At 70.0% G+C, this 20326-nt stretch carries 18 protein-coding genes; 6 read left to right on the plus strand and 12 right to left on the minus strand.

Translation table 11 applies throughout. The annotated features are described in order from the left end of the window. Positions 1–64: 64 nt before the first annotated feature. The 6 genes from tkt (at position 65) to OG507_RS09590 (ending at position 7088) form a co-directional block, all read left to right on the plus strand. A complete protein-coding gene (tkt, locus tag OG507_RS09565) occupies positions 65–2152 on the plus strand; it encodes a transketolase (RefSeq protein ID WP_327366728.1) in 2088 nt (695 codons plus the stop codon). Positions 2153–2186: 34 nt separating this feature from the next. Further along, positions 2187–3305 carry a transaldolase gene (gene tal / locus OG507_RS09570; RefSeq protein WP_327366729.1) on the plus strand — a complete coding sequence of 373 codons (1119 nt, stop codon included), beginning with the start codon at positions 2187–2189 and terminating at the stop codon, positions 3303–3305. Between the two features lie 5 nt (positions 3306–3310). After that, a complete protein-coding gene (gene zwf, locus OG507_RS09575; RefSeq protein WP_327366730.1) occupies positions 3311–4843 on the plus strand; it encodes a glucose-6-phosphate dehydrogenase in 1533 nt (510 codons plus the stop codon). Beyond that, on the plus strand, positions 4840–5871 hold the full coding sequence (gene opcA, locus OG507_RS09580; RefSeq protein WP_327366731.1) for a glucose-6-phosphate dehydrogenase assembly protein OpcA: 1032 nt from the start codon (positions 4840–4842) through the stop codon (positions 5869–5871). The genes zwf and opcA overlap by 4 nt, the downstream gene beginning before the upstream one ends. Then, positions 5868–6650 (plus strand): 6-phosphogluconolactonase, encoded by a 783-nt coding sequence (pgl, locus tag OG507_RS09585; RefSeq protein WP_327366732.1) that lies wholly within the window; start codon positions 5868–5870, stop codon positions 6648–6650. The genes opcA and pgl overlap by 4 nt, the downstream gene beginning before the upstream one ends. Positions 6651–6728: 78 nt before the next feature. Beyond that, entirely contained in the window at positions 6729–7088 is a 360-nt protein-coding gene (locus OG507_RS09590; RefSeq protein ID WP_327366733.1) for a VOC family protein, read from the plus strand. A gap of 15 nt (positions 7089–7103) precedes the next feature. Here the strand turns inward: OG507_RS09590 and OG507_RS09595 are convergent, their stop codons facing one another. From OG507_RS09595 to uvrC, 12 genes are all read right to left on the minus strand, one after another. Further along, complete coding sequence (locus OG507_RS09595; protein WP_327366734.1) at positions 7104–8624, minus strand: PH domain-containing protein; 1521 nt, start codon at positions 8622–8624, stop codon at positions 7104–7106. Then, entirely contained in the window at positions 8621–9124 is a 504-nt protein-coding gene (locus OG507_RS09600) for a PH domain-containing protein (RefSeq protein ID WP_327366735.1), read from the minus strand. Before OG507_RS09600 ends, OG507_RS09595 begins: the two co-directional genes overlap by 4 nt. A 4-nt stretch (positions 9125–9128) precedes the next feature. After that, complete coding sequence (pgi, locus tag OG507_RS09605) at positions 9129–10781, minus strand: glucose-6-phosphate isomerase (protein WP_327366736.1); 1653 nt, start codon at positions 10779–10781, stop codon at positions 9129–9131. A gap of 152 nt (positions 10782–10933) precedes the next feature. Then, positions 10934–11269, minus strand: a complete 336-nt coding sequence (locus OG507_RS09610) for an RNA polymerase-binding protein RbpA (protein WP_072483070.1) — start codon at positions 11267–11269, stop codon at positions 10934–10936. A gap of 109 nt (positions 11270–11378) precedes the next feature. After that, positions 11379–11615, minus strand: coding sequence for a preprotein translocase subunit SecG (secG, locus tag OG507_RS09615; protein ID WP_266736497.1), 237 nt, complete (start codon positions 11613–11615; stop codon positions 11379–11381). 114 nt (positions 11616–11729) lie between these two features. Beyond that, a complete protein-coding gene (tpiA, locus tag OG507_RS09620; RefSeq protein ID WP_327366737.1) occupies positions 11730–12506 on the minus strand; it encodes a triose-phosphate isomerase in 777 nt (258 codons plus the stop codon). A 6-nt stretch (positions 12507–12512) separates the two neighbouring features. Further along, the gene (locus OG507_RS09625; RefSeq protein WP_327366738.1) at positions 12513–13724 is read right to left on the minus strand and encodes a phosphoglycerate kinase; all 1212 of its coding nucleotides are present in this window, start codon (positions 13722–13724) and stop codon (positions 12513–12515) included. 109 nt (positions 13725–13833) lie between these two features. Then, positions 13834–14841: a type I glyceraldehyde-3-phosphate dehydrogenase gene (gene gap, locus OG507_RS09630; protein WP_327366739.1), complete on the minus strand. Its 1008-nt coding sequence runs from the start codon at positions 14839–14841 to the stop codon at positions 13834–13836. A gap of 320 nt (positions 14842–15161) precedes the next feature. Next, positions 15162–16151: a DNA-binding protein WhiA gene (gene whiA, locus OG507_RS09635; RefSeq protein ID WP_030919772.1), complete on the minus strand. Its 990-nt coding sequence runs from the start codon at positions 16149–16151 to the stop codon at positions 15162–15164. Further along, on the minus strand, positions 16142–17176 hold the full coding sequence (locus OG507_RS09640; protein WP_327366740.1) for a gluconeogenesis factor YvcK family protein: 1035 nt from the start codon (positions 17174–17176) through the stop codon (positions 16142–16144). The genes whiA and OG507_RS09640 overlap by 10 nt, the downstream gene beginning before the upstream one ends. Further along, a complete protein-coding gene (gene rapZ, locus OG507_RS09645; RefSeq protein ID WP_327366741.1) occupies positions 17173–18159 on the minus strand; it encodes an RNase adapter RapZ in 987 nt (328 codons plus the stop codon). The genes OG507_RS09640 and rapZ overlap by 4 nt, the downstream gene beginning before the upstream one ends. Then, a complete protein-coding gene (gene uvrC, locus OG507_RS09650; protein ID WP_327366742.1) occupies positions 18156–20195 on the minus strand; it encodes an excinuclease ABC subunit UvrC in 2040 nt (679 codons plus the stop codon). Before uvrC ends, rapZ begins: the two co-directional genes overlap by 4 nt. Positions 20196–20326 lie beyond the last annotated feature (131 nt).

Below are 20326 nucleotides of genomic sequence, written 5' to 3' on the forward strand. Positions count from 1 at the left end.
TCGACAACGCCCGGTGCGGTCACAGTCACCGGTTTACAACAGTGGAGAGGAGCCCTGACTCAGGGTGAGCACCAAGCCGACCACCACAGACCTCCAGTGGACCGAATTGGACCAGCGGGCCGTGGACACTGTCCGCGTCCTTGCCGCCGACGCCGTACAGAAGGTCGGAAACGGCCACCCGGGCACGGCGATGAGCCTGGCTCCCGCCGCGTACACCCTCTTCCAGAAGGTGATGCGGCACGACCCCGCCGACGCGGAGTGGACCGGTCGCGACCGGTTCGTGCTCTCGGCGGGTCACAGCAGCCTGACCCTCTACATCCAGCTCTACCTGGCCGGGTACGGCCTGGAGCTCGATGACCTCAAGGCTTTCCGTACCTGGGGTTCCAAGACCCCCGGGCACCCGGAGTACGGCCACACCACCGGCGTCGAGACGACCACGGGCCCGCTGGGCCAGGGTGTCGCCAACGCGGTGGGCATGGCGATGGCCGCCCGCTACGAGCGCGGCCTGTTCGACCCGGAGGCGGCCCCCGGCACCTCCCCGTTCGACCACATGGTCTGGGTCGTCGCCGGCGACGGCTGCCTCCAGGAGGGCATCTCCGCGGAGGCGTCCTCGCTGGCCGGGCACCAGAAGCTCGGCAACCTGGTCCTGCTGTGGGACGACAACCACATCTCCATCGAGGGCGACACGGAGACCGCGGTCTCCGAGGACACCCTGAAGCGGTACGAGGCGTACGGCTGGCACGTCCAGCGCGTCGACCAGCTGCCCAGCGGCGACCTGGACCCGGCGGGCCTGTACCGGGCGCTGCAGGCCGCCAAGGCCGAGACCGAGCGTCCGTCGTTCATCGCGGCCCGCTCGATCATCGCCTGGCCCGCCCCGCACGCCCAGAACACCGAGGCCTCGCACGGCTCGGCGCTCGGCGCCGAAGAGGTCGCCGCGACGAAGAAGGTCCTCGGCTTCGACCCGGAGAAGTCCTTCGAGGTCTCCGACGAGGTGATCTCCCACACCCGTGAGGCACTGGACCGCGGCCGCGAGGCCAAGGCCGAGTGGGAGAAGTCCCTCGCCGCCTGGCGCACCGCCAACCCGGAGCGCGCCGCCGAGTTCGACCGGATCTCCGCGGGCGAGCTGCCCACGGGCTGGGAGGACAAGCTTCCGGTCTTCGAGCCGGGCAAGAGCGTCGCCACGCGCGCCGCCTCCGGCAAGGTGCTCCAGCAGCTCGGCGCGATCATCCCCGAGCTGTGGGGCGGCTCCGCCGACCTCGCGGGCTCGAACAACACCACGATCGACAAGACGTCGTCGTTCCTCCCCGCGGGCAACCCGCTGCCCGAGGCGGACCCGTACGGCCGCACGATCCACTTCGGTATCCGCGAGCACGCCATGGCCGCGGCCATGAACGGCATCGCACTGCACGGCAACACCCGCGTCTACGGCGGCACCTTCCTGGTGTTCTCCGACTACATGCGCAACGCCGTGCGCCTGTCCGCACTGATGCACCTGCCGGTGACGTACGTGTGGACGCACGACTCGATCGGTCTCGGCGAGGACGGCCCGACCCACCAGCCGGTGGAGCACCTGGCCTCGCTGCGCGCCATTCCGGGCCTGAACATCGTCCGCCCGGCCGACGCCAACGAGACCGCCATCGCCTGGCGCGAGATCCTGCGCCGCTACACCAAGGTGTTCGGCAAGGGCGCCCCGCACGGTCTGGCGCTGACCCGCCAGGGCGTGCCGACGTACGAGGCGAACGAGGACGCGGCCAAGGGCGGCTACGTGCTCTTCGAGGCCGAGGGCGGCAACGCCCAGGTACTCCTGATCGGTACGGGCTCCGAGGTGCACCTCGCCGTCGAGGCGCGCGAGGAGCTGCAGGCGGCCGGCATCCCGACCCGTGTGGTGTCGATGCCGTCGGTCGAGTGGTTCGAGGAGCAGGACCAGGCTTACAAGGACAGCGTTCTGCCGCCGTCCGTGAAGGCCCGGGTCGCGGTCGAGGCCGGCATCGGTCTGACCTGGCACCGGTACGTCGGTGACGCCGGCCGGATCGTCTCGCTGGAGCACTTCGGTGCCTCGGCCGACGCCAAGGTCCTCTTCCGCGAGTTCGGTTTCACGGGCGAGCACGTCGCCGCCGCCGCGCGGGAATCTCTCGCCGCCGCCGCACGCTGACGCCGTTATACGACTAGTAGGAGATGCAATTCTCATGACAGACGCACTCAAGCGCCTCTCCGACGAGGGCGTGGCGATCTGGCTCGATGACCTGTCGCGCAAGCGGATCACCTCGGGCAACCTCGCCGAGCTGATCGACCAGCAGCACGTCGTGGGCGTCACCACCAACCCGTCGATCTTCCAGAAGGCGATCTCGCACGGCGACGGTTACGAGCAGCAGCTCACCGACCTCGCCACCCGCAAGGTCACCGTCGACGAGGCCATCCGCATGATCACGACGGCCGATGTACGGGACGCCGCGGACATCCTGCGTCCCGTCTTCGACGCCACGGACGGCCAGGACGGCCGGGTCTCCATCGAGGTCGACCCGCGCCTGGCCCACCACACCGACGCCACCGTCGCCGAGGCCAAGCAGCTGGCCTGGCTGGTGGACCGGCCCAACACGCTCATCAAGATCCCGGCGACGAAGGCCGGTCTCCCGGCGATCACCGCGGTCATCGGCAAGGGCATCAGCGTCAACGTCACGCTGATCTTCTCGCTGGAGCGCTACCGCGAGGTCATGGACGCCTACCTGGCGGGCCTGGAGAAGGCGAAGGCCGCGGGCCTGGACATCTCCAAGATCCACTCGGTGGCCTCGTTCTTCGTCTCCCGCGTCGACTCCGAGATCGACAAGCGGCTCGACGCGATCGGCACCGACGAGGCCAAGGCGCTCAAGGGCAAGGCGGCGCTCGCCAACGCCCGGCTGGCGTACGAGGCGTTCGAGGAAGTCTTCTCCTCGGAGCGCTGGGCCGCGCTGGACAAGGCGCAGGCCAACAAGCAGCGTCCGCTGTGGGCCTCGACCGGTGTGAAGGACCCCGCGTACAAGGACACCCTGTACGTCGACGACCTGGTCGCTCCCGGCACGGTGAACACCATGCCGGAGGCCACCCTGGACGCCACGGCGGACCACGGACAGATCACGGGCAACACCATCGCCGGCACCTACGAGCAGGCCCGTGCCGAGCTCGACGCCGTCGGGAAGCTCGGGATCTCCTACGACGACGTCGTCCAGCTCCTTGAGGACGAGGGCGTCGAGAAGTTCGAGGCGTCGTGGATCGACCTGCTCAACTCGACCGAGGCGGAACTCAAGCGCCTCGCCCCTTCGGAGGGCTGACCACCTTGTCTGGTGTTCCCGGAGCCAACCCGCTTCGTGACGCCCAGGACCGACGGCTCCCGCGCATCGCGGGGCCGTCGGGCCTGGTGATCTTTGGCGTCACGGGCGATTTGTCCCGTAAAAAGCTGATGCCCGCCGTCTACGACCTGGCCAATCGCGGCCTGTTGCCGCCGGGCTTCTCCCTCATCGGTTTCGCGCGCCGCGAGTGGCACGACGAGGACTTCGCACAGGAGGTCCACGACGCCGTCAAGCAGCACGCCCGCACCCCGTTCCGCGAAGAGGTCTGGCAGCAGCTCATCCAGGGGATGCGCTTCGTCCAGGGCAACTTCGACGACGACGACGCCTTCGAGACGCTGAAGGCCACGATCCAGGAGCTCGACAAGGCACAGGGCACGGGCGGCAACTTCGCCTTCTACCTGTCCGTGCCGCCGAAGTTCTTCCCCAAGGTCGTCCAGCAGCTCAAGAAGCACGGTCTCGCGGAACAGAAGGAGGGCTCCTGGCGGCGCGCCGTCATCGAGAAGCCCTTCGGCCACGACCTGGCCAGCGCGCAGGAGCTCAACCAGCTCGTGCACGATGTGTTCCCGCCCAACGAGGTCTTCCGGATCGACCACTACCTGGGCAAGGAGACGGTCCAGAACATCCTGGCGCTGCGGTTCGCCAACACGATGTTCGAGCCGATCTGGAACAGGTCGTACGTCGACCACGTCCAGATCACGATGGCCGAGGACATCGGCATCGGCGGCCGGGCCGGCTACTACGACGGCATCGGCGCCGCCCGTGACGTCATCCAGAACCACCTGCTCCAGCTGCTGGCGCTCACCGCGATGGAGGAGCCCGGCTCCTTCCACCCGAAGGCCCTGGTCGCCGAGAAGCTCAAGGTGCTCACGGCGGTGGAGCTGCCGGAGGACCTGGGCAAGCACACGGTCCGCGCCCAGTACGCGCACGCGTGGCAGGGCGGCGAGGAGGTCCCCGGCTACCTCGAAGAGGACGGCATCGACCCCAAGTCGAAGACCGACACCTACGCCGCGATCAAGCTGACGATCAACAACCGCCGCTGGGCGGGCGTGCCGTTCTACCTCCGTACCGGAAAGCGGCTCGGCCGACGGGTCACGGAGATCGCGGTCGTCTTCAAGCGCGCCCCGTATCTGCCCTTCGAATCCGGTGCGACCGAGGAGCTGGGCGGCAACGCCCTGGTCATCCGGGTCCAGCCGGACGAGGGCGTCACCGTGCGGTTCGGCTCCAAGGTGCCGGGCACCTCGATGGAGGTCCGGGACGTCACGATGGACTTCGCCTACGGCGAGTCCTTCACCGAGTCCAGCCCGGAGGCGTACGAGCGGCTCATCCTCGATGTGCTGCTCGGCGACGCCAACCTCTTCCCGCGGCACCAGGAGGTCGAACTCTCCTGGAACATCCTCGACCCGATCGAGGAGTACTGGGACAGGCACGGCAAGCCCGCGCAGTACCCGGCGGGCACCTGGGGCCCGGCCGAGGCGGACGAGATGCTTGCACGAGACGGACGGAGCTGGCGTCGGCCATGAAGATCGATCTCACGGAAACCACTTCCAGCAAGATCAACCAGGCGTTGGTCTCGGCCCGCCGCGCCATCGGCACCCCGGCCATCGGCATGGTGCTCACCCTCGTCATCGTCACCGACGAGGAGAACGCCTACGACGCCCTCAAGTCGGCCGGTGACGCCTCGCGCGAGCACCCCTCGCGGATCATCGCGGTGATCAAGCGGGTCAGCCGCTCGCCGCGCAGCCGCCGGGACGCCCGGCTCGACGCCGAGGTGCGGGTCGGTTCCGACGCGGGCACCGGCGAGACCGTCGTCCTGCGTCTCCACGGCGAGCTGGCCCACCACGCCCAGTCGGTGGTCCTGCCGCTGCTGCTGCCGGACGCCCCGGTCGTGGTCTGGTGGCCCGAGGGCGCCCCCGACGATCCGGCGAAGGACCCGCTGGGCGCGCTGGCCCAGCGCCGGATCACCGATGCGTACTCGGCGGAGAACCCGGGTGCCGAACTCGCGGTGCGCGCCCGGTCGTACACCCCCGGCGACACCGATCTGGCCTGGACCCGCATCACGCCGTGGCGCTCGATGCTGGCGGCCGCGCTCGACCAGCAGCATGTCGAGGTCGTCTCGGCGACGGTCGAGGGCGAGTCGGAGAACCCGAGCTGTGAGCTGCTCGCCATGTGGCTCGCGGACCGGCTGAAGGTTCCGGTGGAGCGCACCCTGTCCGGCGGCCCCGGTCTGACGGCCGTGCATATGGAGACCAAGAACGGCGTCATCGTCCTGGACCGTCCCGACGGTTCGCTGGCCACTCTCTCGATGCAGGGCCAGCCCGACCGCGCTGTGGCGCTCAAGCGGCGGGACACCGCCGAGCTGCTCGCCGAGGAGCTGCGGCGCCTGGACCCGGACAACACCTACGAGGCAACGGTGAAGTTCGGCGTGGAGAAGCTCGGCGGACCGGACCGGCCGAAGCCTGCCGGGTCCACCCCCGCCGAGCCCGCCACCGCATCTGCCGCCCCCGCCGCCGCGAAGAAGACCGCGGCCAGGAAGGCGGCGGCGAAGTGAGTGCCCCTCAGCTCGTCGTCCACCGCGACAAGGAGCTGATGGCACAGGCCGCCGCGGCCCGGCTGATCACGAGGATCGTGGACGCCCAGGCCGCGCGCGGCTACGCCTCGGTGGTCCTCACCGGCGGGCGCAACGGCAACGGCCTGCTGGCCGCCCTCGCCGAGGCGCCCGCCAGGGACGCGATCGACTGGTCGCGTCTGGACCTGTGGTGGGGCGACGAGCGGTTCCTGCCCGAGGGTGATCCGGAGCGCAATGTCACGCAGGCCCGCGAGGCCCTGCTGGACTCGGTGCCGCTGACCCCGTCCCGGGTGCACGCGATGCCCGCGTCGGACGGCCCCTGGGGCAAGGACGCCGACGCGGCGGCGGCCGCGTACGCCGCCGAACTGGCCGCCGCGGCCGGTCCGGAGGACCACGGTCCGGTGCCGACGTTCGATGTGCTGATGCTGGGCGTCGGCCCGGACACGCATGTCGCGTCGCTCTTCCCGGAGCTGCCCGCGGTACGGGAGACCGAGCGCACCGTCGTCGGTGTGCACGGTGCTCCCAAGCCGCCGCCCACCCGCGTCTCGCTCACCCTGCCCGCCATCCGGGCGGCGCGCGAGGTGTGGCTGCTCGCCGCGGGCGAGGACAAGGCGGAGGCCGCGGAGATCGCGCTCTCGGGTGCCGGGGAGATCCAGGCCCCGGCGGCCGGTGCGTACGGACGCGGCCGCACCCTGTGGCTGCTGGACGCGGCGGCGGCCTCGCGGCTGCCGCGCGCGCTGTATCCGCCGGCCTCTCCCTGAGCGGTCGTCAGTGCCGTTGTACGCAGGCCCGGTTCGCCCTTCGTGGCGGCCGGGCCTGTGGCATGAAAGGCTCGGCCCATGGTGCGTATCGGAACCGTGGTGATGGGCGCGTCGGACGTACGGCGCGCGTCGGCCTTCTGGAAGGCGGCGCTCGGATATGTGGAGCGCGAGCCCGCAGAGGACGACTGGGTGGTGCTGGTACCGGCCGACGGCTCCGGCGTCGGGCTGTCCCTGGGCAGGAGCGGTACGCCGGTGCAGGAGGTCCCCCGGGTCCATCTCGACCTGTACACCGAGGAGCAGGACGCCGAGGTGGACCGGCTCGTGGCGCTCGGGGCGGTGCGGGTCGACTGGGATCTGTACCCGGACGACCCGGATTTCGTGGTGCTCGCGGACACCGAGGGCAACCGCTTCTGCGTCATCGACACGACGCACGGCTGACCGACCGACCGCCGGTCACCCCGCGGGCGGGGTGCGCTCCAGGAAGGGCTCCAGCAGACCGGGGACGGCCTCGGCGGCGAAGCCGAGGCCCTCGCTCACCTCCGCGTCGTACGCCGTGTACGCGCCCGCTCCGGCGGCCGTCGTAGCGGTAAGGTTCAGCACCCCCGACCGCCGCTGGAGGTACGTCTGCCGGACCGTCCAGCCGATGACTCCGGCCCGTTCCAGCGCGGCCGTCGAGCGCCGGACCGTGCCGGACCTGACCACCAGGTAGTCGCCGGTCACCGCATGGCCCAGACCGCGGTACGCGTCCCGGGCGAGGAGCACCCCGAGGGGCAGCCCGACGACGGCGCAGCCGAGCGCGATCCAGAGCAGGACGGGGGTCAGCAGCGCGCCCAGAAGGGCCAGGACGCACACGGGCACGGTGACGGCCCACAGCGCCCGGCGCATCCGGCGGCCGCGGGCCGCGAGGGGGTGCGCGGTCAGCGGGGCGCCGGTCGGGGACGTGGTCTCGCGCAGGACGTCGGCGGCCACCATGCCGGCGAAGGATCTGGGCGCGGCGGGCAGCAGGGTGTTGTGGTCGCCGTGCTGCTCCTCGTCGTCCTTGGCGAGTCCGGTGGTGATCGCGTCGACCCGGGCGGCGCCGAACAGCCGGATGCCGAGCGGTTCGACGAGGTCGACGCCGCGCAGCCGCCGCTCCTCGATGGAGACGGACCGGGAGGTCAGCAGGCCGCGCCGGATGCGCAGGGTGCCGCCGGGTTCGCGCTCCAGCCGGTAGCCCCACCACATCTCGACCCACAGGCCGAGCGCGCCGACGACACCGGCGGCCGCCGCTGCGGCGGCGAGTATCACGATCATGGCGAGCAGTGAGGTGTCCCGGAACCGGTCGCCGACCCAGTCGATCACCTGCCCCTGGGCCCCGAACCAGTCGCTGACCTGCATCACCGCACCGGCTGCCGCACCGCCGAGCGCGGGGGCGACGAACGAGACGGGTGCGTAGCGGATCCAGCGCGGGTCGAGGGTGGCGAGCCGGCCCTCGCGATGGGTGCCCGGGGCGCCGGTGGCCGTGCGTTCCAGCAGTTCGCGGCGGAGTCGTTCACCCTCGCACCGGAGGACCGGGTCCAGCTCCAGGGTGGATTCGTTGCCGGAGTGCTCGCCGGTGCCGATCCGTACGGTGACCAGACCGAGGACCCGTTGCAGCAGATGGGCGGTGAGGTCGACGCTGCGGATGCGCTCGCGGGCCAGGGAGCGCTTCTTGACCAGCAGCAGTCCGGTGTGGACCTCGACCCGTTCGGCGCCTATGCGGTAGCGGGTGCGGCGCCACCGTACGTAGTCGCCGGCCGCGGTGCAGCCGATCAGCATGGCCGCACCGGCCAGCACCCAGGCGACCGCGGGGCCGAGCCCGATCCGCCCGGAGAGGCCGAGCGTGGTGGGCACGGCCGCACCGGCCGCCACCCCGGCCGTGACCAGCGCGCTGACGAGGACCGTACGCCGGTCCAGCCTGCGCCAGTCGGCAGCGGCGGCCGCCCCGGAACTCATGTGGCGTCCCCGGGAGTGTCCTGGGTGATCCGGGTCAGCCGCTCGGCCAGCTCGGCCGCCAGTTCGTGGCCCAGTCCCTCGATCCGTACCGCGCCCTTGGACGATGCGGTGGTCACGGTGACCGTGGCGAGCCGGTAGAGCTGTTCGAGCGGGCCGCGCACGGTGTCCACGGTCTGGATGCGGGACATCGGGGCGATCCGCCACTCCTGCCTCAGTACGCCGGTTCTCACGTACACCGCTTCGTCGGTGACCTCCCAGCGATGGGTGCGAAACCACCAGAGGGGGAAGAGGACGGCGCAGCCGATGCCGAGGACCGCGAGGACCGCGGCGGGCAGCAGCAGCCAGAACCGGGCGGGCTCGATGAGCGCGCCCAGCACGGCCAGTACGGCCACCGGGGCCGCGGTCAGCAGCAGCCACTGGGCCCGCCACCAGCCGACGGCCCTCGGATCCAGCGTGTTGTTCGGCGGCCTCAGCCGCACCGTCCGCTCCCCCGTGGTCATCGGCTCAGCGCCCCCTGCGGGTGCGGTAGGCCTGGACGAGCGCGGCCGTCGAGCTGTCCAGCTGCTCGCCGCCCCTGCCTTCGGTCAGCACCGGCTCGATCTTCTTGGCGAGGACCTTGCCGAGCTCGACGCCCCACTGGTCGAAGGAGTCAATGTTCCAGACGGCGCCCTGGACGAAGACCTTGTGCTCGTACAGCGCGATCAGCTGGCCGAGGACGGACGGGGTCAGCCGGTCGGCCAGGATCGTGGTCGTCGGGTGGTTGCCCTTGAAGGTCTTGTGCGGCACCAGCTCCTCGGCGACGCCCTCGGCGCGGACCTCGTCCGGCGTCTTGCCGAAGGCCAGCGCCTGGGTCTGGGCGAAGAAGTTGGCCATCAGCAGATCGTGCTGGGCGACGAGCCCGGGCAGCAGGTCGGCGACCGGCTCGGCGAAGCCGATGAAGTCTGCCGGGATGACCTTGGTGCCCTGGTGGATCAGCTGGTAGTAGGCGTGCTGCCCGTTGGTGCCGGGGGTGCCCCAGACGACCGGTCCGGTCTGCCAGTCGACCGGATTGCCGTCCCGGTCCACGGACTTGCCGTTGGACTCCATGTCCAGCTGCTGCAAATACGCGGTGAACTTCGACAGATAGTGGCTGTAGGGCAGCACGGCATGCGACTGCGCGTCGAAGAACGCGCCGTACCAGACGCCCAACAGGCCCAGCAGCAGCGGGACGTTGTCCTCGGCGGGGGCGGTTCGGAAGTGTTCGTCGACGAGGTGGAAGCCGTCGAGCATCTCGCGGAAGCGGTCCGGTCCGATGGCGATCATCAGCGAGAGGCCGATGGCGGAGTCGTAGGAGTAGCGGCCGCCGACCCAGTCCCAGAACTCGAACATGTTCGCGGTGTCGATGCCGAAGTCCGCGACCTTCTCGGCATTCGTGGACAGCGCCACGAAGTGCTTGGCGACCGCGTCCTGGCCGGCGCCCAGACCGGTCAGCAGCCAGTTGCGGGCGGAGGTGGCGTTGGTGATGGTCTCGATCGTGGTGAAGGTCTTCGACGCGATGACGAAGAGCGTCTCGGCCGGGTCGAGATCGCGCACGGCCTCGTGGAGGTCGGCGCCGTCGACGTTCGACACGAAGCGGACGGTGAGCGAGCGGTCCGTGAAGGAGCGCAGCACCTCGTACGCCATGGCGGGGCCGAGGTCGGAGCCGCCGATGCCGATGTTGACGATGTTCTTGATGCGCTTGCCGGTGTGACCGGTCCACTCCCCCGACCTGACGCGGTCGGAGAAGGCCGCCATCTTGTCGAGCACGGCGTGCACGGCGGGCACCACGTTCTCGCCGTCGACCTCGATCACCGCATCGCGCGGGGCGCGCAGCGCGGTGTGCAGGACGGCGCGGTCCTCGGTGGTGTTGATCTTCTCGCCGCGGAACATCGCGTCCCGCAGTTCGGCCACGCCGGTGGCCGCGGCGAGCTCGCGCAGCAGCCGGAGCGTCTCGTCGGTGACCAGGTGCTTGGAGTAGTCGACGTACAGATCGCCGACCCGGAGGGTGTATCCGGTGCCGCGCTCCGGGTCGTCCGCGAAGAGCTGCCGCAGATGCGTCGTCCCGAACTGCTCGCGGTGCTTGCCCAGAGCGGTCCACTCGGGCGTCTGGTTGAGCCTGGTTCGGCTTGGTGTGTTCATCCCGGATCTCAGCTCACTTCTTCTCGTGCCTGCAGATGCCCCGCTGCTCTTCCAACTTAATTGATCAGAGGGGTTGACGAGGCAATGGTGAGCTGCGGCACGACATAAGCGGTCCGGCCGGACACCCCCATGGGTGTCCGGCCGGTGAACTTCTAGATCTCGCCCCGGAGTTTTGCCAGGGCCTCGGCGAGGATGGCCTCGCCGTCCGCGTCACTGCGCCGCTCGCGTACGTACGCGAGGTGCGTCTTGTACGGTTCGGTGCGCGGCGGGTCCGGCGGGCTGTCCCGGTCCTGGCCGGCCGGGAAACCACAGCGCGGGCAGTCCCAAGTCTCCGGTACCTGCGCGTCACTGGCGAAGCTCGGCTGCGTCTCGTGCCCGTTCGAGCACCAGAAGGAGATGCGGAGGCGCGGCGCGGACTCGCCCCGCTCGGCCTCCCCCATCGGCCCCGCTCCGACCCGGCTTCCCCGGATCGCGTTGCCACTTGCCACGGTCGTAACTCCCTGCGTGATGGTGCTCGAAGATGCCCCAGTCTACGTAAGGCCCAACGCGCGTCCAGTGAAAGGAGTTACACCCTCACCGGGAATCGCGTACGACGGGTCAGTTGTCCAGCTTGATCAGCAGACCAAGCACCACAATGCACGCAAACCAGGCCAGACCGACGAAGACGGTGATCCGGTCGAGGTTCCGCTCGGCGACCGAGGAGCCGCCGACGGACGACTGCATCCCGCCACCGAACATGTCGGAAAGGCCGCCGCCCTTTCCCTTGTGCATCAGCACCAGCAGCATCAGCAGCAGGCTGAAGACGATCAGGGCGATCTCGAACGCCAAAATCACGGCTGGTCCCTACTTTCCGGAATTCTCTGGACTGCATGTGCGAACAGCGGGGGCCGGGAGGCTACGCCATCCTCGGCCCCCGCAAGGGTACGACGGATCCGCGCTACCGCATACTCACTGGTCGCGGAAGCGGACGATCTTGACGAACTCGTCGGCGTCCAGCGCGGCCCCGCCGACCAGTGCGCCGTCCACATCGGGCTTCGACATGATCTCGGCGACGTTCCCGGACTTCACCGAGCCGCCGTACTGGATGCGGACCGCGTCGGCCAGGTCCTGCGAGTACAGCTCGGCGAGACGGCTGCGGATCGCCCCGCAGACCTCCTGGGCCTCGTCGGCGCCGCAGACCTTGCCGGTGCCGATCGCCCAGACCGGCTCGTACGCGATCACGACCGACTCGGCCTGCTCGGCGGGGATGTCCTTGAGACCGCCGTCGACCTGCGTGAGCGTGTGCGTGACGTGGTCGCCCGCCTCGCGGACCTCCAGCTCCTCGCCGACGCAGAGGATCGGGGTCAGGCCGTGCTTGAAGGCGGCCTTCACCTTGGCGTTGCAGACCTCGTCGCTCTCGCCGTGGTACTGGCGGCGCTCACTGTGGCCGACGGCGACATAGGTGCACCTCAGCTTGGCGAGCATCGGGCCGGAGATCTCTCCGGTGTACGCGCCGGAGTCGTGCGCCGAGATGTCCTGGGCGCCGTACTTGATCCTCAGCTTGTCGCCGTCCACCAGGGTCTGCACGGAGCGCAGGTCGGTGAAGGGCGCGAGGACGGCGACCTCTACGGCGTCGTAGTCCTTGTCGGCCAGGGCGAAGGAGAGCTTCTGGACGTGCGCGATGGCCTCGAGGTGGTTGAGGTTCATCTTCCAGTTGCCCGCCATCAGCGGGGTACGGGTGGTCATGAAAGGTCAGTCCTCCAGTGCGGCGAGGCCGGGAAGCGTCTTGCCCTCAAGGTATTCGAGGCTGGCGCCGCCACCGGTCGAGATGTGTCCGAATGCGTTCTCGTCGAAGCCCAGGATGCGGACGGCCGCGGCGGAGTCGCCACCGCCGACCACGCTGAAGCCCGAGGAGTCGACGAGGGCCTGGGCCACGGCCCGGGTGCCCTCGGCGTAGTCGGGGTGCTCGAAGACGCCCATCGGGCCGTTCCAGAAGACGGTGACGGCGTCGGCGAGCTTCGAGGCGTACAGCTTGTTGGTCTCGGGGCCGTTGTCCAGGCCCATGAAACCGGCCGGGATGGCGTCCGCGGGCACGGTGCGGTGCTCGGTCGGTGCCTTGGCCCCGAGGTCGGGGAACTGCTCGGAGACCACGACGTCGACGGGGAGCACGAACTCCACGCCCTTCTCCTCGGCGCGCTTGAGGTACTCCAGCACCACCGGGATCTGGTCCTCCTGCAGGAGGGAGCTGCCGACCTCGTGGCCCTGGGCCTTGAGGAAGGTGTACGCCATGCCGCCGCCGATGAGGATGCGGTCGGCGCGCTCCAGCAGGTGATCAATGACACCGAGCTTGTCGGAGACCTTGGAACCGCCGAGGACGACGGCGTACGGGCGCTCGACGTTCTCGGTGAGCTTCTTCAGGACGCCGACCTCGGTGGCGATCAGGTCGCCCGCGGCGTGCGGCAGCCGGGCCGGGAGGTCGAAGACCGAGGCGTGCTTGCGGTGGACGGCTCCGAAGCCGTCACCCACGTACACATCGGCGAGCTCGGCGAGCTGATCGGCGAACGCGCCGCGCTCGGCGTCGTCCTTCGACGTCTCACCGGGGTTGAAGCGGAGGTTCTCGATGACGGCGACCTCGCCGTCGGTGAGCGCGGCGACCGTGGCGCGGGCGGACTCGCCGACCGTGTCGGTCGCGAAGGCCACCTCGCCGCCGATCAGCTCGCCGAGACGGGCCGCGGCGGGCGCCAGGGAGAAGGCCGGGTCCGGGGCGCCCTTGGGGCGGCCCAGGTGCGAGGCGACAACGACCCGCGCACCGGCCGCGGCGAGCTTCTCCACGGTCGGCTGGACGGCCCGGATGCGGCCGTCGTCGGTGATGGTGGTGCCGCTCAGCGGCACGTTGAGGTCGGCGCGGACGAATACGCGCTTGCCGGTGACCCCTTCGGCGAGAAGTTCGTCGATCGTCTTCATCCTGCTGGACTCCTTGGGAGGGCGAGAGAGCATGCAACGAGGCTCGAACGGCGCCGCGTTGCGCTGTCCGAGCCCCGTGCTCACTTCGAGGTGCCTGCCGACTCGACGGTCAGAGCTGGCTGCCGACGAAGACGGTCAGGTCGACGAGGCGGTTGGAGTAGCCCCACTCGTTGTCGTACCAGCCGATGACCTTGACCTGCGAGCCCTCTGCCATGGTCAGCAGGGAGTCGAAGGTGCAGGAGGCCGGGTCCGAGACGATGTCCGAGGACACGATCGGGTCTTCGGTGTAGACCAGCTTGCCCTTGAGCGGGCCTTCCTCGGCGGCCTTCTGGAAGGCGGCGTTGACCTCGTCGCGGGTGACCTCGCGCTCCAGCGTGATGACCAGGTCGGTGACCGAGCCGGTCGGGACCGGGACACGCATGGCCATGCCGTCGAGCTTGCCCTTGAGCTGCGGGAGCACCAGAGCGGTGGCCTTGGCGGCACCGGTCGTGGTCGGGATGATGTTCTCCGCCGCGGCGCGGGCGCGACGCAGGTCGGAGTGCGGGAAGTCCAGGATGCGCTGGTCGTTCGTGTACGCGTGGACCGTCGTCATGAGGCCCTTGACGATGCCGAAGTTCTCGTCCAGAACCTTCGCCATCGGCGCGACACAGTTGGTGGTGCAGGAGGCGTTGGAGATGACGTGGTGGTTGGCCGCGTCGTACTTGTCCTCGTTGACGCCCATCACGATGGTGATGTCCTCGTTCTTGGCCGGAGCCGAGATGAGGACCTTCTTGGCGCCACCGGCGATGTGCTTCTCGGCGTCGGCCTTCTTGGTGAAGATGCCGGTCGACTCGATGACGATGTCGACGCCCAGCTCACCCCAGGGGATGTCGGCCGGGTTGCGCTCGGAGAGCACCTTGATGGTGTGACCGTCGACGGTGATGCTGTCGGCGGTGTGGCTGACCTCGGCCTTGAGACGACCCAGAATGGTGTCGTACTTCAGGAGGTGCGCCGTGGTCGCAGTGTCACCCAGGTCGTTGACAGCCACGATCTCGATGTCCGCACCCTGCTCCAGCAGCGCGCGGAAGTAATTACGACCGATGCGGCCAAAGCCGTTGATGCCTACGCGGATCGTCACGAACCGATCTCCTCGTTAGGTACGCCGGGTTTCGACGCCGGCGAGTTGTATGGGATGTCCCCGACCGCCTCCGACCCTACCTCTCCGATGGCCCCCGAGTGACATCGAGCGGGGCCGGAAGAGCCGCGGAGGCCCGTACTCCTCGGTAGGAGTACGGGCCTCCGGATACTCGGCCGTACACGCAGCGACGATTACGGAGCGTCAACACCGCCGGGAACGCCGCGCGTTCCGAATTTGGCCGACTTCACAGCCTTCTTCATGGCGCTCTTCGCGGCCGGCTTCGGGGCCTTCCTCACGGCCGTCTCAGTGGCCTTCGCGGGTCAGCCCACCAGGCCGTCGGCGAGCTCTTCGCTGAGGGTGGATTCCGTGCCCGGGATGCCCAGGTCCTGGGCCCGCTTGTCGGCCATCGCCAGCAGCCGGCGGATCCGGCCGGCGACCGCGTCCTTGGTCAGCGGCGGGTCGGCGAGCGCACCCAGCTCCTCCAGGGACGCCTGCTTGTGCTCCATGCGCAGCCGTCCGGCCGCCGCGAGGTGCTCGGGCACCTCCTCGCCCAGGATCTCCAGAGCGCGCCCGACCCGGGCGCCCGCGGCGACCGCGGCCCGCGCGGAACGGCGCAGATTGGCGTCGTCGAAGTTGGCGAGCCGGTTGGCGGTGGCGCGGACCTCGCGGCGCATCCGCCGCTCCTCCCAGGCCAGCACCGACTCATGGGCGCCGAGCCGGGTGAGCAGGGCGCCGATCGCGTCGCCGTCGCGGACGACGACCCGGTCCACCCCGCGCACCTCGCGGGCCTTCGCCGCGATGGAGAGCCTGCGGGCCGCGCCGACCAGCGCGAGCGCCGCCTCCGGGCCCGGGCAGGTCACCTCCAGCGAGGAGGAGCGGCCCGGCTCGGTGAGCGAGCCATGGGCCAGGAACGCCCCGCGCCACGCCGCCTCGGCATCGCACGTGGCCCCCGAGACCACCTGCGGGGGCAGCCCGCGGATGGGGCGGCCGCGGCCGTCCACCAGGCCGGTCTGGCGGGCCAGCTGATCGCCGCCCGCCACCACCCGTACGACATAGCGCGAGCCGCGCCGCAGCCCGCCGGGAGCCATCACGATCAGCTCCGAGCTGTGGCCGAAGATCTCGAGGATGTCCCGCTTCAGCCGGCGCGCCGCCATCGCGGTGTCCAGCTCCGCCTCGATCACAATCCGGCCGCTCACCAGGTGCAGCCCACCTGCGAACCGAAGAATCGCCGAGACTTCTGCCTTCCTGCAGCAGGTCCGGGTCACGGGAAGCCGAGAGATTTCGTCCTTCACCGCCGGCGTCATCGCCATGGGCCGATCCTTCCATGCATCCGAAAAATACGGTCGTACGCGGCGGCCAACAGCTCCGGATCATGAATCGGAACGCCGTCGGGTGAGGCCACCGGCGCCAGCTCGACCGTGGCACCGAGCCGCTTGGCGGCGTCGGCGAGGGACTCACGATCGGGCACGGCGGCTTCGTCGGCCAGCACCACGTCCATGGCGAGTTTAGGGGCGTGTCGTCCCAAAACCTCCAAATGACGCTGCGGGGAGAAGCCATCAGTTTCGCCGGGTTGTGGTGCGAGGTTGAGCGAGAGGACCTTGCGGGCCCTGGTCTCGACGAGCGCGTCGAGCAGTTCCGGAACGAGCAGATGCGGGATCACGGAGGAGAACCAGGACCCCGGGCCGAGCACCACCCAGTCGGCGTCCAGGACGGCGGCGACGGCCTCGGGAACGGCCGGCGGGTCGTTCGGGACGAGGTGGACGGACTGCACCTCACCCGGAGTGAGCGCCACGGTGGCCTGGCCGCGGACCGTGTCCACGTCGTCCGGGCGGTCCGGGTCGTGTCCCCGTACGAGCGCCTGGAGCTCCAGCGGCACGGCGGACATGGGCAGGACCCGGCCGTGCGCCCCGAGGAGCTTGCCGACCAGGTCCAGGGCCTGGACGTGGTCGCCGAGCTGCTCCCACAGGGCGACGATCAGCAGATTGCCGACCGCGTGCTCGTGCAGATCGCCCTTGGACTGGAAGCGGTGCTGGATGACCTGGGCCCAGGTCTGGCCCCAGTCGTCGTCACCGCACAGGGCGGCGAGCGCCTTGCGCAGGTCGCCGGGCGGCAGGACGCCCAGCTCGTCGCGGAGCCTGCCGCTGGAGCCGCCGTCGTCGGCGACGGTGACCACTGCGGTGAGGTCGCCGGTGATCCGGCGGAGCGCCGCGAGCGACGCGGACAGGCCCATGCCGCCGCCGAGAGCGACGACCTTGGGCTGCGCGCCGCGCTTGCGGCCCGGCAGCGCGGCGGTGGCTCTGCGCAGCCGCCGCAGGCGGAGATTGCGACTGGTCACTCGCGCCCCATGTCCCGGTGGACGATGACGGTCTCGATGCCTTCGGTGGCGAGCCTGACCGCGAGCTTCTCGGACATGGCGACCGAGCGGTGCTTGCCGCCCGTGCAGCCGACGGCGATCGTCACATAGCGCTTGCCCTCGCGGCGGTACCCCGCGGCGATGAGCTGGAGCAGCTCCGTGTACTGGTTGAGGAACTCCTTGGCGCCCGGCTGGTCGAAGACGTAGGCGGAGACCTCTTCGTTGAGCCCGGTGAAGGGGCGCAGCTCGGGGACCCAGTGCGGGTTGGGCAGGAATCGGCAGTCGACCACCAGGTCGGCGTCGACCGGGAGGCCGTACTTGAAGCCGAACGACATCACCGTGGCGCGCAGCTCCGGCTCCTCGTCACCGGCGAACTGGGCGTCCATCTTGGCGCGCAGTTCGTGCACGTTGAGGCTGGAGGTGTCGATCACCAGGTCGGCGTCGCCGCGCAGCTCGCGCAGCAGGTCGCGCTCGGCGGCGATGCCGTCGACGATCCGGCCGTCGCCCTGGAGGGGGTGCGGGCGGCGGACCGACTCGAAGCGGCGGACCAGGGCGTCGTCGGAGGACTCCAGGAAGACGATGCGCCGGGTGACGTGCTTGGCCTCCAGGTCGGCGAGGGACTCGCGGAGGTTGTCGAAGAAGCGGCGGCCCCGTACGTCGACGACGACGGCGATCCGGGCCACATTGCCCTGAGAGCGCGCGCCGAGCTCGACCATGGTGGGGATCAGGGCGGGCGGCAGGTTGTCGACGACGAACCAGCCGAGGTCCTCCAGACACTTGGCGGCGGTGCTGCGCCCGGCGCCCGACATCCCCGAGATGATCACCAGCTCGGGGATGGCCGCGCCCACGTCACCCGTCTCGATCGTGGTGCCCGTACTCACGTGTCCTGCTCCGTCTGCTCGGTCGGTGCTGTGGTGCTCGACTTCTTCGTGTTCTTCTTCGTGCTCGTGTGCGTGCTCAGTCATGTCGTGCTGCCCCCGTCGTCATCTTCAATGATCTCTCCTGTCGCCGTATTCACGGCGGGCATGGCCGGGGCGGCCGAGGCCAGGGCGACAGCCACCGATTCCGCCGTCCTGCGGCCTATCCCCGGAACCTCGCAGATCTCGTCGATTGTCGCCTGCTTCAGCTTCTTCACGGAGCCGAAATGCTTGATCAGCGCCTGTTTCCGGGTCTCACCGAGGCCGGCGACGGCATCCAGGGGGCTGGACCGGATGCGCTTGGCCCGCTTGGCGCGCTGATACGTGATCGCGAAGCGGTGGGCCTCGTCACGGACGCGCTGGAGGAGGTAGAGGCCCTCGCTGGAGCGGGGCAGGACGACGGGGTCGTCGTCATCGGGCAGCCAGACCTCTTCGAGGCGCTTGGCGAGGCCGCAGACGGCGATGTCGTCGATCCCCAGCTCGTCGAGGGCTCGCTTGGCGGCTGCGACCTGCGGCTGGCCGCCGTCGACCACGACGAGCTGCGGCGGATAGGCGAACCGCTTGGGCCGACCGTCGTCCTCCCGGGGCTCGCCATCCGGCTCGGGGGTGGTCTCGGGGACGGGGCCGGTCGGGGCGGGGACGGGGCCGGACGAGGCCGGGGTCTCCTCCCACTCCCCCGTGCGCTCCTTCTCCTGGAGGTACCGCTTGAAACGGCGGCCGATCACCTCGTGCATCGACCGGACGTCGTCCTGCCCCTCGAAACCCTTGATCTGGAAGCGGCGGTACTCGCTCTTGCGGGCCAGCCCGTCCTCGAAGACGACCATGGAGGCGACCACGTCGTCGCCCTGGAGATGGGAGATGTCGAAGCACTCGATGCGCAGCGGGGCCGTGTCGAGGCCGAGCGCCTCGGCGATCTCCTCCAGGGCGCGGGAGCGGGTCGTGAGGTCCGAGGCGCGCTTGGTCTTGTGCAGCCCCAGGGCCTGCTGGGCGTTGCGCTGGACCGTCGCCATCAGGTCCTTCTTGTCGCCGCGCTGCGGGATGCGCAGGCTGACCTGGGAGCCCCGGCGGCCGGCGAGCCACAGGGAGACCGCTTCGGGGTCCTCGGGGAGGGCCGGGACGAGGACCTCCTTGGGGACGGAATCGCCCGTCTCCTCGCCGTACAGCTGCTGCAGGGCGTGTTCGACCAGGCCCGACGTGTCGACGTTCTCCACCTTGTCGGTGACCCAGCCGCGTTGGCCGCGCACCCGTCCGCCGCGCACATGGAAGATCTGGACGGCGGCTTCGAGCTCGTCCTCGGCGACCGCGATCAGGTCGGCGTCGGTGGCGTCGGCGAGGACGACGGCACTCTTCTCCATGGCCCGCTTGAGGGCCTCCACGTCGTCACGGAGCCGGGCCGCCCGCTCGTACTCCATCTCCTCGGCCGCCGCCATCATGTCCTTCTCCAGGCGGCGGATGTACGTGCCGGTGCGGCCGGCCATGAAGTCGCAGAAGTCGTCCGCCAGTTCGCGGTGTCCCTCGGGGGTGACCCGGCCGACGCAGGGGGCCGAGCACTTGCCGATGTAGCCGAGGAGGCACGGGCGGCCGGTCCTGGCGGCGTTCTTGAAGACTCCGGCGGAGCACGTACGCACCGGGAAGACCCGGAGCATCAGGTCGACCGTCTCGCGGATCGCCCAGGCGTGCCCGTACGGACCGAAGTAGCGCACGCCCTTCTTCTTGGCTCCGCGCATGACCTGGACGCGCGGGAATTCCTCGTTGAGCGTGACCGCGAGGTACGGATAGCTCTTGTCGTCGCGGTACTTGACGTTGAACCGGGGGTCGAACTCCTTGATCCAGGAGTACTCCAGCTGGAGCGCTTCGACCTCCGTGGACACGACGGTCCACTCCACCGAGGCCGCCGTGGTGACCATCGTGCGCGTACGCGGGTGGAGCGCGGCCAGGTCCTGGAAGTAGTTGGCCAGGCGCTGGCGAAGGTTCTTGGCCTTTCCGACGTAGATCACCCTGCGGTGTTCGTCGCGGAATTTGTAGACCCCCGGGGAGTCGGGGATCTGTCCCGGCTTGGGGCGGTAGCTGGAGGGGTCTGCCATGTGTCCCACCCTACTTGCGGGCAGTGACAGTGCGGTCTGCTCAGCGGTGGTGCCGTGCTCCGGGGCGCGGATGGAGGGAGCGCACCCCGGAGCACGGGGTCAGCGGGTGCCGTTGCCGGTCAGGGTCAGGG

Source organism: Streptomyces sp. NBC_01217 (genome assembly GCF_035994185.1).
In the GTDB taxonomy this organism is placed as follows: Bacteria; Actinomycetota; Actinomycetes; order Streptomycetales; family Streptomycetaceae; genus Streptomyces.